Genomic DNA, 15,070 nt, shown 5'->3' on the forward strand with positions numbered 1-15,070 from the left:
GCGAATGATTTTATTTGGGTTAGTATGTTTTAGAGAAAAATACAATAAATCAATTACTTTTATTGATTTAAAGAATTCTTATAAGTATAGTAATAATCCAAATAAAAAACTTAACTTATTTGTTTTTGATAATACAGATTCAAATGATTGGTGTGTATCCTTTGAGAGGAATACTGATGGAGTTTTCTCATATTATTTTCATGATCCGAAAAACCCGGGAATATCATATGCCTATAACGAAATAGCAATATATGCTAAAAAAAACGGATATCAATATATTATATTTTTAGATCAGGATACACATTTGCCGATAGATTTTTATGATCAGTATTACAATTTTGTTACTCAGAATAATGTATCAATAGCAGTACCTGTCATTATGAATGGAAATCTTATATTTTCCCCTTCAAAGTATAAAAATTATCGTTCAATAAATCTTCATACTTTAAATGATTCTCAAATCAATGCAAAAACTCACACATGTATTAATTCAGGATTATTAGTCGAAACTTCCTTTTTTTTTAAAGTAGGTGGTTATAATAACAGCTTACGGGTGGACTTTTGTGACCATGAGTTTATTCGAAGAGTTTCAAAACATACAGATAAAATTACTATACTTCCTGTTATTTTGAAACAATCTTTTTCAACAGAGGTGAATTCATTGGATAAAGCTGTGTTCAGATACAGAATTTTTTTGAGAGATCTTTTTTCTTTTAAAAAAATCAATAATAGCAGCATACGTATGTTTTTTTTTATAGATTTGCCACATCTAATAAGGCTGACATGGCAATATAAGACCTTAAGATTTATTAGAATAAGATTACAAAAATGATGAGAGAAAATATTTCTGTTTGTATGGCTTCATACAATGGCGGTTGCTATATATCTGAACAAATAGATTCTATTCTGGTTCAACTAATACCAGGAGATGAACTGATTATTATAGATGATTGCTCAACAGATAATACAATAGATATTATAAAAAGCTTTCAAAGCCATTATATTAAACTTTTCAGTAATGAAAAGAATATTGGACATGTCAGAACTTTTGAGAGAGCCTTAGGCTTAGCTAGTAAAAACTATATTTGTTTTAGTGACCAGGATGATATTTGGCTCCCCGGCCGATTAGAAAAATTGTATAATACAATCAAAAAACAAAATGTATTATTAGTTGCATCCAATTTTCATATTAATAATGAGTCAAATAATAGAATAGAATTCCTAAGGCTTAAAAATGAAAATTCAAACAGATTTTCTGAAAATATTCACAGGATTTTTAAAGGCAAATCCGCTTATTATGGTTGTACAATGATAATGCAACGTAGGTTCTTAGAATACATTTTTCCATTTCCGGCTTATATTGAGGCCCATGATTTGTGGATGGCAATAAGCGCAAATATCCTAAAATCTATTTACCATCTTGAAGATGACACTCTTATTTATAGAGTACATTATAATAACGAAAGTTTAAAGAAGAGAAATATTGTTCAAAAACTAAAGGCAAGATATTATTTTTGTAAAAATATTCTGCTTATATTGAAAAGGATAAAATTAATTAACAATAGTTGAAAACTATGAAAAAGGTCGTGATTTTAGGTGGCGGAGGTTTTATCGGAGGCCATCTTGGAAAAAGATTAAAAAAAGAAGGACACCACGTTAGGATTTGTGATATAAAAAAACATGAATACTTTGATCATTCTGAAATTTGTGATGAATTTATCGTTGGAGATCTTACGGACCCCGGAGTTGTAAAACTTGTCATTGAAGAGAATGTCGATGAGGTATATCAGCTTGCTGCTGATATGGGAGGAGCATTGTATATTTTTACAGGTGAACATGATGCAGATGTGATGCATAATTCAGCATTAATTAATCTGAATGTTGCCAGAGAGTGTGTTATAAAAAAAGTTGGGAAAGTTTTTTATTCTTCATCAGCTTGCATGTATCCTGAGCATAATCAGTTAGATCCGGATAATCCTAACTGTGAAGAAAGTTCAGCCTATCCGGCAAATCCTGATTCTGAGTATGGCTGGGAAAAATTATTCTCTGAGAGATTATATCTAGCATACAATAGAAATTATGATTTAAATGTAAGAATAGCAAGGTTTCATAATATTTTTGGACCACAAGGAACTTGGACAGGGGGAAAAGAAAAGTCACCAGCCGCTATGTGCAGAAAAGTGGCAGAGATGACGGACGGAGGCCAAATAGAAGTTTGGGGTAATGGTAAACAAACAAGATCATTTCTATATATTGACGAATGTATAGAGGCCGTATTAAGATTGATGGCGTCAGATTTTTCAGGGCCTGTGAATATAGGAAGTGAAGAGATGGTTTCGATCAATGAGTTAGCTCAAATGGCTATTGATATTTCCGAGAAAGATTTAACGATTAATAATTTGGAAGGTCAGGCATTTTTCGATAAATATGGATTCAAATGCCCTTTGGGTGTAAAAGGTAGAAATTCCCATAATAGGTTATATAAAGAAAAAATAGGATGGGAGGTTTCCCAGCCGTTAAGGGTCGGAATGGAGAAAACGTATCAATGGATTTCTGAACAGGTTCAGAAAAATGCGGTAGTACATTCTGTATAATATAGCTAAAGATGAAAGTAAGTATTGTTACAGTTTGCTGGAATAGTGAAAAATATTTGAAAACCGCTATAGAATCTGTTTTAAATCAAACGCATAAAGATTTTGAATATATTATTATAGACGGAGCATCTACTGATAGAACACTTGATATAATTAGATCTTATGAGCCATTGTTTGAAGGTAAACTGCGTTGGCTCAGTGAGAAAGATAATGGAATTTATGATGCAATGAATAAAGGCATTAAAATGTGTACGGGAGATATTATAGGACTTCTTAATTCTGATGATTTTTATATTTCAGAAACTATTCTACAGAAAATAGTGCATTGCTTTCAAAAAAATAATGTGGATTCTGTTTATGCAGATCTGTATTATGTAAAAGAAGATGATACAGATAAAATCGTCCGAAAATGGAAAACAGGAAAAAGAAAACCCTTTATTAGTGGATGGCACCCGGCACATCCTACTTTTTTTGTAAAAAAAACAGTTTATGATAGATTTGGTTTTTTTGACCTAAAATATAAAATTGCTGCCGATTTTGAAATTATGTTAAGGTTTTTAGAAAAGTCGCAAGTGTCTTCCTTTTACCTTGCAGACTTTATTCTAAAAATGAGGTTGGGAGGGGAGTCTAATAGAAGTTTTTCAAACATAAAAAAAGGAAAATCAGAAATTTTAAACGCATTTATAAAACACAATATAAGGGTTCCTTTCTATTATCCCTATAAAAGATGGATCTCTAAAATTTTTCAATATTTTTGATCAATTTTAGTAATATACAGAATATATAAATTATATATTTGTATTTCCAGGATGCTGGGCAAATAGATTTTTGAGAACTTTATAAAAAGTATGAAAAAATATTTAAGTCTTTCTAATTATGGTGAGAGGTATCTTTTTATTAATATAAGTAATATTACTAAAAAGATTTTAAAAGATGAAAATTTTAAAAAATCTCGGAAATCTGTATTTTTTAATTCAGAGAACAATGATAAAAGTATCTTTGAATATATACAAAAATTAAATATAAAAACTATAGTTATAGAAACGTCAGACCTTAACCGCCTTCCCGAAAAAATAACGAACGATATTATTGAAGCTAAGCTTCAAAGTATACAAGTGTTCGAAGTTCATGAGTTTTACGAGAGAATTTGTGGAAGAATTCCTCTTGTAAAATTAAATGATAATAAATATTTGGCTGATGACATTTTTTCTATTGGTCTGGAAAAAAATGATTTCTTTCTAAAAAGAATTATTGATTTAACAATATCCATAATATTATTACCTATAGCTTTACCAATCATTCTTTTTGGATCTGTATTAGTTTTTTTTAACTCACCTGGAAAAGTTTTTTTTGCGCAGGAAAGAGTAGGAAAAAATTCAAAAAAATTCAAAATATATAAGCTGAGAACTATGAAAAAAAATCATAGTGGGGATTATACTAAAGATAATGATGACAGGTTATTGGCGGTTGGTAAATTCCTTAGAATGACCAAAATAGATGAACTTCCTCAGCTCTTTAATGTTTTAAACGGGAATATGAGCCTTATAGGCCCCAGGCCAGAACAACAAAAATATGTTGAGGAATCTGTTGCTGAAAATTCATATTTTGATTTGAGACATTTGGTAAAACCAGGAATTACCGGCTGGGCTCAAGTAAATTTACCAAAAGCAACGCCCAAAGATAATCTGAAAAAATTGGAGTATGATTTATATTATATTAAAAACTATTCTCCGATGTTGGATATTAAGATTTTATTAAAAACAATTCAGGTAATATTCACTCTAAATAGTAACTAGCTTTATTATAATTTCTATCTTTATAAACGATATATTAAAAAAAATGTTTAAAAGATTAATACTTATCATTTTCCTATTTATATGTGTCCATTTATTCTCTCAAAAAAAGGAAAAGTTACCTGTTTTTGCGTTTCATGGAGTTCCTCCCGGGCAATATTCCACAAAAGACCAGTTCACAACCATGAAAAAAGCAGGTATCGATATATGCTACACATTATTTAACAATAATGAAGAGGTCTTACGTGCGCTTGATGCAGCACAAGAAGCAGGAGTAAAATTAGTTATTAAAGTGGAAACTTTATTTTCTGATACGGAACGAACAGTTAAACTTTTAAAAAACCATCCAGCATTATATGGGTACTGTCTCTTAGATGAACCCCCACCAAGTAAATTTGATGAATTGGCTAAAATTGTACGTGAGATCAGGAAATATGATTCAAACCATATCACTTATATAAATTTATTCCCAAATTATGTGGGCAAAGATGTAATCGATGGGTACAGCTACCGTGAGTATCTGGATCTCTTTTTGCAAAAAGTACCTGTTGAATTCCTGTCATTTGATCATTATCCTATCGTTAATAATGAAGTGAGAGGGGATTGGTATCAGAATCTTGAAACAGTAAGGGATATCTGCCTTAAAAATAAAATCAATTTTTGGGCGTTTGCCAACTCTACAATTCATTATAATTATTTACAACCCACTATTGAAGGCATAAGACTTCAGCAGTTTAGTAACCTCTTGTATGGGGCTCAAGGGTTGCAATACTTTGCTTACTGGACTTTGACGTATGAATATAATTGGAGGAAAGAAAAATATGGATATTCAATAGTAGATGATAAAGGAAATCCTACTCCCACTTATAGCGTCGTAAAAACAGTAAATGAAGAAATTCAGCGTTTGGCATGGGTTTTCCTTGGTGCCAAATCCAATGCAATCTTCCATACAGGAGATAGGATACCTCAAGGTACTAAAAGATTATTTTCTATTCCTAATTCCTTTTCCTCCTTTTCTACCAAAGGTGGAGAAGCGTTGATATCATACATGTCCAATGGAAATAATGAATTTATCATTATCCAAAATAAATCTTTACATCAGAATTTATATTTTTCATACAAATTAAAATTATCACTTAGAAAAGTAAATAATGATACAGGTAAAACTATATCTCTTTTAACAAAAAGAAGGCATAGTGATACGATTTTACCCGGAGATGTACTTATATTTACTTATAAGAAATAATACTGCAACTATGATAATAAAAAACACCCCTCTTAAGGATTGCTATATCATCGAGCCTACCATTTTTGAGGATGATAGAGGCTATTTTTTTGAAAAATACAATGAAAAAAAATTTGAAGAACTTACCGGGATGAACGGCCATTTTGTCCAGGACAATATTTCAAAATCCTCTTATGGCGTACTTCGGGGAATTCATCTTCAGAAAGGGAAGCATGCGCAGGCAAAACTGGTCTCCTGTTTGGAAGGAAGAGTTTGGGATGTCGCAGTAGACCTGAGAGAGGATTCGCCTACTTTTGGAAAATGGTTCGGAATAGAGCTTACCGCAGAAAATAAACTGCAATTGTATGTACCGAGAGGATTTGGGCATGGATTTTCCGTATTAAGTGAAACGGCCATATTTTCTTACAAATGCGATAATTATTATAATAAAGAATCGGAGGGAAGTGTGAAATTCAATGATCCTGATCTTGGGATAGACTGGAAGATAGATGAAACGCGGGCGATTCTTTCTGATAAAGATAAGAATGCTCCTGGCTTCAGGAAAAAAAACTTTTAACACAGATATTACTGAAACCACTTTAATACAGTGGTTTATTTTTTTAATCTGACTGCCTAATAATTTGTATCTTTGCCAACTCAAAATCAAAAAGATGCGTACAAAATCTGTAGGGAAGAAAAAAATAAATATTGTTACTCTTGGTTGCTCTAAAAATGTCTATGACTCCGAGGTTTTGATGAGCCAGCTAAAAGCTAACGGAAAAGATGTTGTACATGAAGACAGAGGGGATATTGTGGTGATTAATACCTGTGGGTTTATTGACAATGCCAAAGAAGAGTCGATCAATACCATTCTGGATTATGTAGAGGCTAAGAACAGGGGAGAAGTAGAGAAAGTTTTTGTGACGGGATGCCTTTCGGAAAGATACAAACCGGATCTGGTAAAAGAAATCCCGGATGTGGACCAATATTTTGGGACCAGAGACCTGCCGGTTCTGCTAAAGCATCTCGGGGCTGACTATAAGCATGAGTTGGTTGGAGAAAGACTTACAACCACTCCAAAGCATTATGCATACCTCAAAATTTCTGAAGGTTGTGACAGACCCTGCTCTTTTTGTGCCATTCCGCTGATGAGAGGCGGCCATGTTTCGACACCTATAGAAAAGCTGGTGACAGAAGCTCAGAAATTAGCCAGATCGGGAACCAAGGAGCTGATTCTGATTGCTCAGGATCTTACCTATTATGGTTTGGATCTATATAAAAAGCGGGCACTTGGGGATTTATTGAAAGAGCTTGTGAAAGTGGAGGGCATTCATTGGATTCGTCTTCATTATGCCTTTCCCAGCGGTTTTCCTGAAGATGTTCTGGATATCATCCGGGAAGAGCCAAAGGTGTGTAACTACATCGATATCCCTCTCCAGCATATCAACTCGGATTTGTTAAAATCCATGAAAAGAGGAACTACCCATGAAAAAACTGATGCGCTTCTAGCCAAATTCAGGGAAAAAGTACCTGATATGGCAATCAGGACCACTTTAATCGTGGGCTATCCTGGTGAAACTGAAGAAAGATTTCAGGAGCTTAAAGAATGGGTAAAAGAACAAAAATTCGACAGGCTGGGATGTTTTACTTATTCCCATGAAGAAAATACAACAGCTTATGCGCTTGAAGATGACATTCCTCAGGAAGTAAAGGAAGCAAGAGTAGAAGAGATCATGGAGATACAATCTCAGATTTCCTGGGAAAAAAACCAGGAGAAGATCGGAAAAGTGTTTAAGTGCATATTCGACAGAAAAGAAGGAAATTATTTCATCGGTAGGACTGAATATGATTCCCCGGATGTGGACAATACGGTTTTGGTTTCTGCGGAAGGGAATTACATCTCGATCGGTGAATTTGCAGAAGTGAAAATTACCTCTGCCGAGGAATTTGATTTATATGGGGAATTAATTAAAAGAATTATAAAAAATTAGCAGATTTTAGAATATTTTTAATAGATAAATCATTAATTTCTTGTATATTAATAAAAATTAATGTTTTTGTCTATGCTTTATTTTGTGCTTAAATCATTGATTTATAAATCGTTGTATTTGTCAAATTAAAAATTATTGATTTTTTTTAACAAGATAGTATAGATATTAAAAATTATATCTTAACTTTGCAATATAGATAGTTTTTATCAATGCTAATTGTTGAATACTAAAGGATTAGGTTGAGATAGAAATTATTTTAATATTTCTTAATTTTTAACTTAATTAATATAGACACAGTTTGAAAAAAAATTACCGGTGAAAATATAATTTAAATCTTTAAAAACTTATGAAAAAATTTTTATTAACAACAACTATGCTTGTTTGCATCTCAGCGCTTTCTAAAGCTCAGCAAGGTCGTGTAGGTATCAATACAGCCACACCATCGGCTACTTTAGACATTGTGGCTAACACTACCGATAATGCTAGGCCTGATGCGCTTTTGGTCCCTCGAATGTCAGAAGATCAGCTGGCTGCTAAAAATGCAGCTTATAATACAGCGCAAAACGGAGCTTTTGTATTTGTAAATGCTGTTGATGGCACTACTACTGCCAAAACGGTTAATGTAACAGCCACAGGGTTTTACTACTATGATGCTCCAAACAATGTTTGGAAAGCAGTAGGAAGTGGATCAGCTGTAAACACGGCATTAGTTGTATCTGCTGAACAAACTACAAGTTACACCGTTCCTGCAACAGAAGATATAATCTTATTAAATGTAAATGTAACAGGACAATCTATTACCTTACCTACTACCGGGGTTACTGTTGGAAAAAAATTATATGTTACAAACAGAGGTTCTCAGCAGGTAGATATTGTTCCTGCTCCTAGAGAAACTGCCAATACAGCTATTCAGCCGCAACAGGCTGCTATCCTGATTTACTTAGGAGGTACTGGCGCTGGTTCTTGGTCTTACTTAACAGGTTTCTAATAATATAACATTTTAAAAATTAAGTTATGAAAAAATTTACAAATAAATTTTTAGCTGTTATATTAATGGCAGCTGGTGTAAGCTTCTCTTTTGCTCAGGTAAGAATCGTTAACAGTAGTACAAACCCTGCAGCTCCTGGTAGCTCGGCATTTATCGATGCATCTTCTAATACTGCAACAAACTCTACTACAAATATAGGTAAAGGTCTGTTATTCCCTAGAACTGACTTATCAACTTTTGCCGCTTTCGGCCTTTCAGGTACGTCAGGTATACCAAATAACTATCCATCTCGTTTTGACGGTATGATCGTTTATAACACCGCAACAGGTGGAGTAGCGGGAGTTGGTTCTACTCAAGGTACCCTGAGCCCTGGATTCTGGTATTATGATAATAAATCTACAACCAATACAGGAGGTACTTGGAGACCTTTGGGTGGAGGTGCTGATCCTAAATTTAATGTAACTAATGATCCGGCTGGTACAGCTACCAATACATTGGTGGACGGAGCTCAGGTGTACGCTATTAGAGGTCAGTTTACAACTACCGGTACTTCTACAGCAGTTACAATAACTCCTCCGGCAGGTATAACCTCTTTATACGGTATCACAATCTTTAAAACAACAGGTACAGGTAATAAAGTAGTGTACGCAAGAAATTTATATTCTTATGACTCTACTACCGGTGCGGCTATTACAGGATCACCAAACATGTCCGTAGTTTATCCGGCAGATACCTATGATTACGTTTTAGAATATTTGAAATAATATCCTATTAATATTATAATAAAAACCAATGAAAATTTCATTGGTTTTTTTTGTTCTGTAATACTATGTTTTCCTATTATTTATTTTGTAGATTGTTTTATTAGTTAAATCTATTAACTTTTCAATGTGTTTTTTAACGTTTTTTAACAATAGGGGTAAGAATCCCTATTTATAGGGAGTTACAGTAATTATTAACAAAATATTTGTTTTTTATTAACATTTTTTAACATTTAAAGTAGGGACTTTGGTGGAATCATGATACATTTGCTGCGTCATAACCAATAAAGTTCAAAGTGATGAAAAGATTCATTCTCGTAATCATAATGATGATTTCAGCCTTTGGTATTTATTCTTTCAAGAATAATGCCATTGCGAAAAAAACAAGCTATGCATCGTACTACCACGATAAGTTTAACGGTAGAAAAACAGCAAGCGGGGAAATTTTTGATAACTCAAAATTTACCGCAGCAAACAGAACGCTTCCTTTTGGAACTAATATTAAAGTTACCAATCTGGACAATGGGAAAGAAGTAGTAGTAAGAATAAATGACAGAGGGCCTTTCCATTCATCAAGAGCATTAGATATTTCTAAAGCCGCGTTCGATGCGATCGGAGACATTGAAGATGGTACAATTCCGGTTGAATATGAAATTGTCGATTAAATTTATGATTTAAAGTAAAAGCAGCCAACCTGATCCAGGTTGGCTGCTTTATTATCTGTATTGTTCATATCATCAAATATCTAACTCCAGCAATGCAGGACAATGGTCCGAATGTACAGCCTCTTTCAGAATAACGGCCCTGGAGAGCTTTTCTTTTAAAGAATAAGAAGCGAAATTGTAATCTAATCTCCAGCCTTTATTTTTAGCCCTGGAATTTTGCCTGTAACTCCACCAGGTGTAGTGTTCGGGCTCCTGATTAAAAAATCTGAAACTGTCTATCAGCTCACATTCCTCTATAAAATTGGTCATCCACTCTCTTTCTATCGGGAGAAAGCCCGAAACGTTTTTAAGCCGCACCGGATCGTGGATGTCTATAGCCTGGTGACAGATGTTGAAATCTCCCGAAATAATAAGGTTGGGAATATCCTTTTTCAAATCCTTAATATAGTCTGAGAAATCATAGCAAAATTGCATCTTAAAATCCAGCCTGTCGATATTGGAGGCGGAAGGCACATATACTGAGATAACGGAATAACCATCAAAATCTGCCCGGATGATCCTGCCTTCATTATCATAACTTTCTATTCCGCAACCATACTCTATATGATTCGGCTGTATTTTTGATGCTATCCCTACTCCACTATAGCCTTTTCTCACGGCAGAATGCCAATAGCTGTTATAGCCTAACCTTTCAAAACTCTCTATATCTATCTGATCATTTCCGGCTTTACTTTCCTGAATACACACTATATCAGGATCTACAGACTTCAGCCAGCCCAAAAAATCCTTGGTAAAGGCAGCCCTGATTCCGTTTACATTATAAGTGATTAATCTCATGCAGTCTCTATAAAAAATTTAAAATTGTCATTGTATTTTGAGGGCAGAAATTCCGTAACGTTGTAATCTGCTATTCGGTGAATATGAAGGGGATCCTCAGTGATCATGTTCATGACCTGATCCCTGCTGTCCGCGTTGGCCAGTATTATTTCTCCTGTTCTGGGTTCTTTTTTTTCCGAAGCAATAAACTTTCCCTGGCGGTAATATTTTTCAAGAAAATCATTATGCTCAGGAATGAGCCTTTCTACCTCTGAAAGTGGTGCTTTATAAGTAAGCGAAATAATCAACATTAATTTTTTTACGAATATATGAACTCTTTTCAGAGTAATAAAAACAGGCGGAAAAAATCAGCTGATTTTTTCCGCCCAAACCCAATTAATAAACTATGAAAAAAAACTACTTGGGTTCTAAAATACTGATGGGAATAATACACTCTTCCAGTGAGATCCCGCCATGCTGATAAGTTTCTTTATAGTAGTTTACAAAATGATTATAATTTTTAGGATAAGCCAGGAAAATATTGTTTTTGGCAAAAATATATTTGGAGCTCAGATTTCCTTTTGGTAAAAACAGTTTTTCCGGATTGGTAATAGCCCATACGTCATTGTCATCATAGGTAAGGCTCTTTCCGGTCTTATACCGGATGTTTGTAGAGGTCTCTCTGTCTCCAACAACCCTGCTGGGCTTTTTTACATATACAGTTCCGTGATCTGTGGTTATTACAAGCTTATAGCCATTTTCAGCAGCTACTTTGATGATCTTCATTAATGAAGAATTTTCAAACCAGTTAAGAGTAAGCGATCTGAAAGTTTTATCATCACGGATCAGCTGGTCCACGATATGGTTATCCGTTTTAGCATGAGAAAGGATATCGATGAAATTATATACGATGACCAGAAGGTCATTATTTTTATGCTGGTTAAAATCATCATAGATCTTTCTTTCAAAATCTGCATTCAGCACTTTCAGGTATTTCATAGACTTAGAGCCCAGACCAATTCTTTTCATCTGATCTTCCAGAAAATCACGCTCATACTCATTTTTATTTCCTTCTTCATTATCATTGAACCATTTGTCCGGAAAACGCTTTTCAATTTCAGAAGGCATAAGGCCTGCAAAGAAAGAATTTCTTGCATATTGTGTGGCTGTAGGAAGGATGCTGTAATAATAATCTTCAGAAACCTTATTGTAATATTTCGTGAACAAAGGTTCAATCACTTTCCACTGGTCATAGCGAAGATTGTCAATCATCAATAGAAGAACTTTATCTTTTTCAACCTCCGGTTTTATCTTTTCCTTAAAAAGAGTATGGCTCATAATCGGCTTATCTGAATCATGCAGCCAGTCCTGGTAATTATTTTCGATGAATTTCGCAAACTGGATATTGGCTTCTTCCTTTTGGGTCAACAATAGATCTGCAAACTCATTATCCGTTACCTTATCAAACTTGATTTCCCAGTTCAGGATCTTTTTATAATATTCTGCCCAGTCGTGGTAGGTTCGCAGGTAAGAAAGCTCCATAGAAAGATTTCTGAACTCCTGTTGATATTGCAGAATGGTTTTTTGTTCAACAAGATTATCCTGCTGAAGGTTTTTCTTTAAGGATAAAAGAATCTGATTGGGATTTACAGGTTTTAAAATGTAATCAGCAATCTGGGAGCCGATAGCTTCTTCCATGATATGCTCCTCTTCACTTTTTGTTACCATCACTATTTTCAAAGAATTATCCTTTTCCTTGATCATAGGAATAGCTTCCAGGCCTGAAATTCCGGGCATGTTCTCATCAATCAGCGTCAGGGCAAACTTCTCTGAATCCATCAGTTCCAATGCTTCATTGACGTTATTAACAGGGGTTACCTGGTAACCCTTTTTTTCTAAAAATACGATGTGAGGTTTAAGTAAATCTATTTCATCATCAATCCATAATATCTTTTCCGACATAATTTATTTTTTACATGGTTATTGTATCAAAATGTTGACCAAATCTTTATAAAATTCTGAAAAAAAACAGGCAAATAAGTTAAATATTAGTTAATATCCATTGACCTTGGCTGTCCGGCCTGTAATCCCGTTTTTTATTTTTCCGATACGGTTTTTTCAGCTATAAAATTTACTCAAAAAATTGATTTCCGAAAAACTTTATTGATCTTATTGAACTTTTTTTACTTCAGAGAGATTTGTTCGGAAAGTTTAAAACTTAGAAAGACCAAAATATTTCTCATTAAAGCTATTGTATTTTCTTTTATATCGTTAAATCAAAGCATTGGATGGCTGTTTGCGGATTGTTGAGGAACGTCCTCATGTACATCCCAGTGTTCAACTATTTTTCCATCCTTCAATCTAAAAATATCTATTGTTGATTTCAATCCCCCATCAGGTCTGATATTTTAATATGAATAAAAACAAGATCTCCTTCTGCTGCAATATGCTGAATATCAACCTTCGTTTTTGGTTTGCCTTCAAACCATTTGGCTGCAGTTTTTTTAAACGCCTCTGCACCATCTGCCACATTAGGGTTGTGCTGAATATAATCAGGGGCAATATATTTATCAACGGCACTGATGTCTTTATCTCCAAACATTTGTTGGTAAAAATCAATAACGATTTTTTTATTCTGCTCGATTGAATAATTTGAACATGAATGATTCCCGTGTGAAGTATTTTGATCTTTGCCCTGGCAGTTATACAATGATGCTACTATTATTACGAAAAGTAAAATAGGGTTTAGTTTTGTTGTCATAATCAATTGTGTTTTAATTTAAAAATTAAAGATAACAAAAATAATTATAGGATAACTGACGTGTGAATAATTAAAAGTGGCAGGTCATTACAGCCTGAATGTTCTGAAAATAGCCGGCTATAATGAACAGTATTAGCATGGTTAATGGTAATTTAATCATTCCTCAAATTTAAAATTCCTAACTTTGTTTACTAATATTGAAGTTTCAATGCAGAATAAGCTAAAAATCATCAACGATCCTGTCCACGGGTTTATCAAAATTCCACACGAAATTTTATTTGATATTATTGAACATCCCTACTTTCAGAGATTAAGAAGAATTGGTCAGACCGGTCTTTTGAATCTTATTTTTCCGGGCGCCACGCATACCAGGTTCCATCATGCCTTGGGAGCCATGCATCTGATGTTTACTGCTTTGGAAACTTTAAAACTGAAAGGAATCCAAATCTCCAAAGAAGAAGAAAAAGGAGCCATGCTGGCGATCCTGATGCATGATATCGGACACGGACCTTTTTCCCATGCGCTGGAAAGCATGCTGATGGATGACTGGCACCACGAGAATCTTTCGTTATTGCTGATGAGCAGGTTGAATGATGAATTCAATGGTCAGCTGGCAATGGCAATTGAGATGTTTCAGGGAAAATATCACAGAAAATTCTTTAATCAGCTTATCTCATCCCAGCTGGATGTTGATAGACTGGATTATCTGAAGAGGGACAGCTTCTTCACAGGAGTTTCGGAAGGGAATATCAATACCCAACGGATCATTTCCATGATGAATGTTTGTGACAAAGGTGAACTGGTGATTGATGCGAAAGGTATTTATTCCATTGAAAACTTTTTAACGGCAAGAATGTTCATGTACTGGCAGGTATATTATCATAAAACATCAGCCCTGGCAGAATTTATTTTGGTTAAAATTCTTGAAAGGGCCAAATATCTGATTTCCCAAAATATTGATCTTCCTGCAACAGATAATCTGAAGTACTTTCTGTATCGTGGCAAAAGCTCTGCAACGGATGAGGATATTGAAAGGTTTACAAAGCTTGATGATAATGATGTGATCCAGGCCATGAAATCATGGCAGAATTCCGATGATTTTGTTTTATCTTACTGGTGTAAATCCGTTATTCAGAGAAACCTCCCGAAAACCATTATTTCATCACATCCGTTCGAAGAAAAATTTATTGAGGAAAAGATAAAGAATACCAATGAATTTTTCGGAATTGATAATGGAACAGAATTGGTACAGGAGATCAAGCGCAAACTTCTGCCTTATAATACGGAGAAACAGCCCATCTTCCTGCTACAGAAAGATGGACGGAAAATCCGCCTGGATGAGTCGGAAGACCAGCTTTTATCGGGACTGATGATGAACAAAACCACCAGGTATATCCTGACTTTCCCAAGGATATTGGGGGCAATGAATTCTTAAAGAATATTAAAATTCAACATCCGAAAACCAAAAAATGTTTG

16 protein-coding genes are annotated in these 15,070 nt (G+C 34.2%); 12 read left to right on the forward strand and 4 right to left on the reverse strand.

The window, feature by feature from the left end; genetic code table 11:
* Positions 1-4 precede the first annotated feature (4 nt).
* The 11 genes from ABMQ40_RS00610 to ABMQ40_RS00660 all read left to right on the forward strand — a co-directional run bounded on the left by ABMQ40_RS00610 (position 5) and on the right by ABMQ40_RS00660 (position 10,017).
* Positions 5-832: a glycosyltransferase gene (locus ABMQ40_RS00610; protein WP_370895463.1), complete on the forward strand. Its 828-nt coding sequence runs from the start codon at positions 5-7 to the stop codon at positions 830-832.
* Positions 829-1,569: a glycosyltransferase gene (locus ABMQ40_RS00615; protein ID WP_370895465.1), complete on the forward strand. Its 741-nt coding sequence runs from the start codon at positions 829-831 to the stop codon at positions 1,567-1,569. The genes ABMQ40_RS00610 and ABMQ40_RS00615 overlap by 4 nt, the downstream gene beginning before the upstream one ends.
* Before the next feature lie 5 nt (positions 1,570-1,574).
* On the forward strand, positions 1,575-2,594 hold the full coding sequence (locus ABMQ40_RS00620) for an NAD-dependent epimerase/dehydratase family protein (protein WP_370896131.1): 1,020 nt from the start codon (positions 1,575-1,577) through the stop codon (positions 2,592-2,594).
* Between the two features lie 11 nt (positions 2,595-2,605).
* Positions 2,606-3,352: a glycosyltransferase family 2 protein gene (locus ABMQ40_RS00625; protein WP_370895467.1), complete on the forward strand. Its 747-nt coding sequence runs from the start codon at positions 2,606-2,608 to the stop codon at positions 3,350-3,352.
* Between the two features lie 90 nt (positions 3,353-3,442).
* Positions 3,443-4,390, forward strand: a complete 948-nt coding sequence (locus tag ABMQ40_RS00630; protein WP_370895469.1) for a sugar transferase — start codon at positions 3,443-3,445, stop codon at positions 4,388-4,390.
* 43 nt (positions 4,391-4,433) lie between these two features.
* Positions 4,434-5,633, forward strand: a complete 1,200-nt coding sequence (locus ABMQ40_RS00635) for a hypothetical protein (protein WP_370895471.1) — start codon at positions 4,434-4,436, stop codon at positions 5,631-5,633.
* Between the two features lie 10 nt (positions 5,634-5,643).
* Complete coding sequence (gene rfbC / locus ABMQ40_RS00640; RefSeq protein ID WP_370895473.1) at positions 5,644-6,189, forward strand: dTDP-4-dehydrorhamnose 3,5-epimerase; 546 nt, start codon at positions 5,644-5,646, stop codon at positions 6,187-6,189.
* Between the two features lie 94 nt (positions 6,190-6,283).
* A complete protein-coding gene (gene rimO / locus ABMQ40_RS00645; protein WP_370895475.1) occupies positions 6,284-7,603 on the forward strand; it encodes a 30S ribosomal protein S12 methylthiotransferase RimO in 1,320 nt (439 codons plus the stop codon).
* Between the two features lie 373 nt (positions 7,604-7,976).
* Positions 7,977-8,591 carry a phage tail-like protein gene (locus tag ABMQ40_RS00650; RefSeq protein WP_370895477.1) on the forward strand — a complete coding sequence of 205 codons (615 nt, stop codon included), beginning with the start codon at positions 7,977-7,979 and terminating at the stop codon, positions 8,589-8,591.
* 65 nt (positions 8,592-8,656) lie between these two features.
* Positions 8,657-9,355, forward strand: a complete 699-nt coding sequence (locus tag ABMQ40_RS00655; RefSeq protein ID WP_370895479.1) for a phage tail-like protein — start codon at positions 8,657-8,659, stop codon at positions 9,353-9,355.
* A gap of 293 nt (positions 9,356-9,648) precedes the next feature.
* On the forward strand, positions 9,649-10,017 hold the full coding sequence (locus tag ABMQ40_RS00660; protein WP_370895481.1) for a septal ring lytic transglycosylase RlpA family protein: 369 nt from the start codon (positions 9,649-9,651) through the stop codon (positions 10,015-10,017).
* A 72-nt stretch (positions 10,018-10,089) separates the two neighbouring features.
* Here the strand turns inward: ABMQ40_RS00660 and ABMQ40_RS00665 are convergent, their stop codons facing one another.
* The 4 genes from ABMQ40_RS00665 to ABMQ40_RS00680 all read right to left on the reverse strand — a co-directional run bounded on the left by ABMQ40_RS00665 (position 10,090) and on the right by ABMQ40_RS00680 (position 13,594).
* On the reverse strand, positions 10,090-10,854 hold the full coding sequence (locus ABMQ40_RS00665) for an exodeoxyribonuclease III (RefSeq protein WP_370895483.1): 765 nt from the start codon (positions 10,852-10,854) through the stop codon (positions 10,090-10,092).
* Complete coding sequence (locus ABMQ40_RS00670; protein ID WP_370895485.1) at positions 10,851-11,144, reverse strand: YciI family protein; 294 nt, start codon at positions 11,142-11,144, stop codon at positions 10,851-10,853. The genes ABMQ40_RS00665 and ABMQ40_RS00670 overlap by 4 nt, the downstream gene beginning before the upstream one ends.
* A 106-nt stretch (positions 11,145-11,250) precedes the next feature.
* Positions 11,251-12,795 carry a T9SS response regulator signal transducer PorX gene (porX, locus tag ABMQ40_RS00675; RefSeq protein ID WP_370895487.1) on the reverse strand — a complete coding sequence of 515 codons (1,545 nt, stop codon included), beginning with the start codon at positions 12,793-12,795 and terminating at the stop codon, positions 11,251-11,253.
* Between the two features lie 421 nt (positions 12,796-13,216).
* Entirely contained in the window at positions 13,217-13,594 is a 378-nt protein-coding gene (locus tag ABMQ40_RS00680; RefSeq protein ID WP_370895489.1) for a nuclear transport factor 2 family protein, read from the reverse strand.
* Positions 13,595-13,802: 208 nt separating this feature from the next.
* Here ABMQ40_RS00680 and ABMQ40_RS00685 point away from each other — a divergent pair, with 208 nt between their 5' ends.
* Complete coding sequence (locus tag ABMQ40_RS00685) at positions 13,803-15,029, forward strand: HD domain-containing protein (RefSeq protein ID WP_370896133.1); 1,227 nt, start codon at positions 13,803-13,805, stop codon at positions 15,027-15,029.
* Positions 15,030-15,070: the final 41 nt, after the last annotated feature.

Source organism: Chryseobacterium gossypii, assembly GCF_041361455.1.
Lineage (GTDB): Bacteria > Bacteroidota > Bacteroidia > Flavobacteriales > Weeksellaceae > Chryseobacterium > Chryseobacterium gossypii.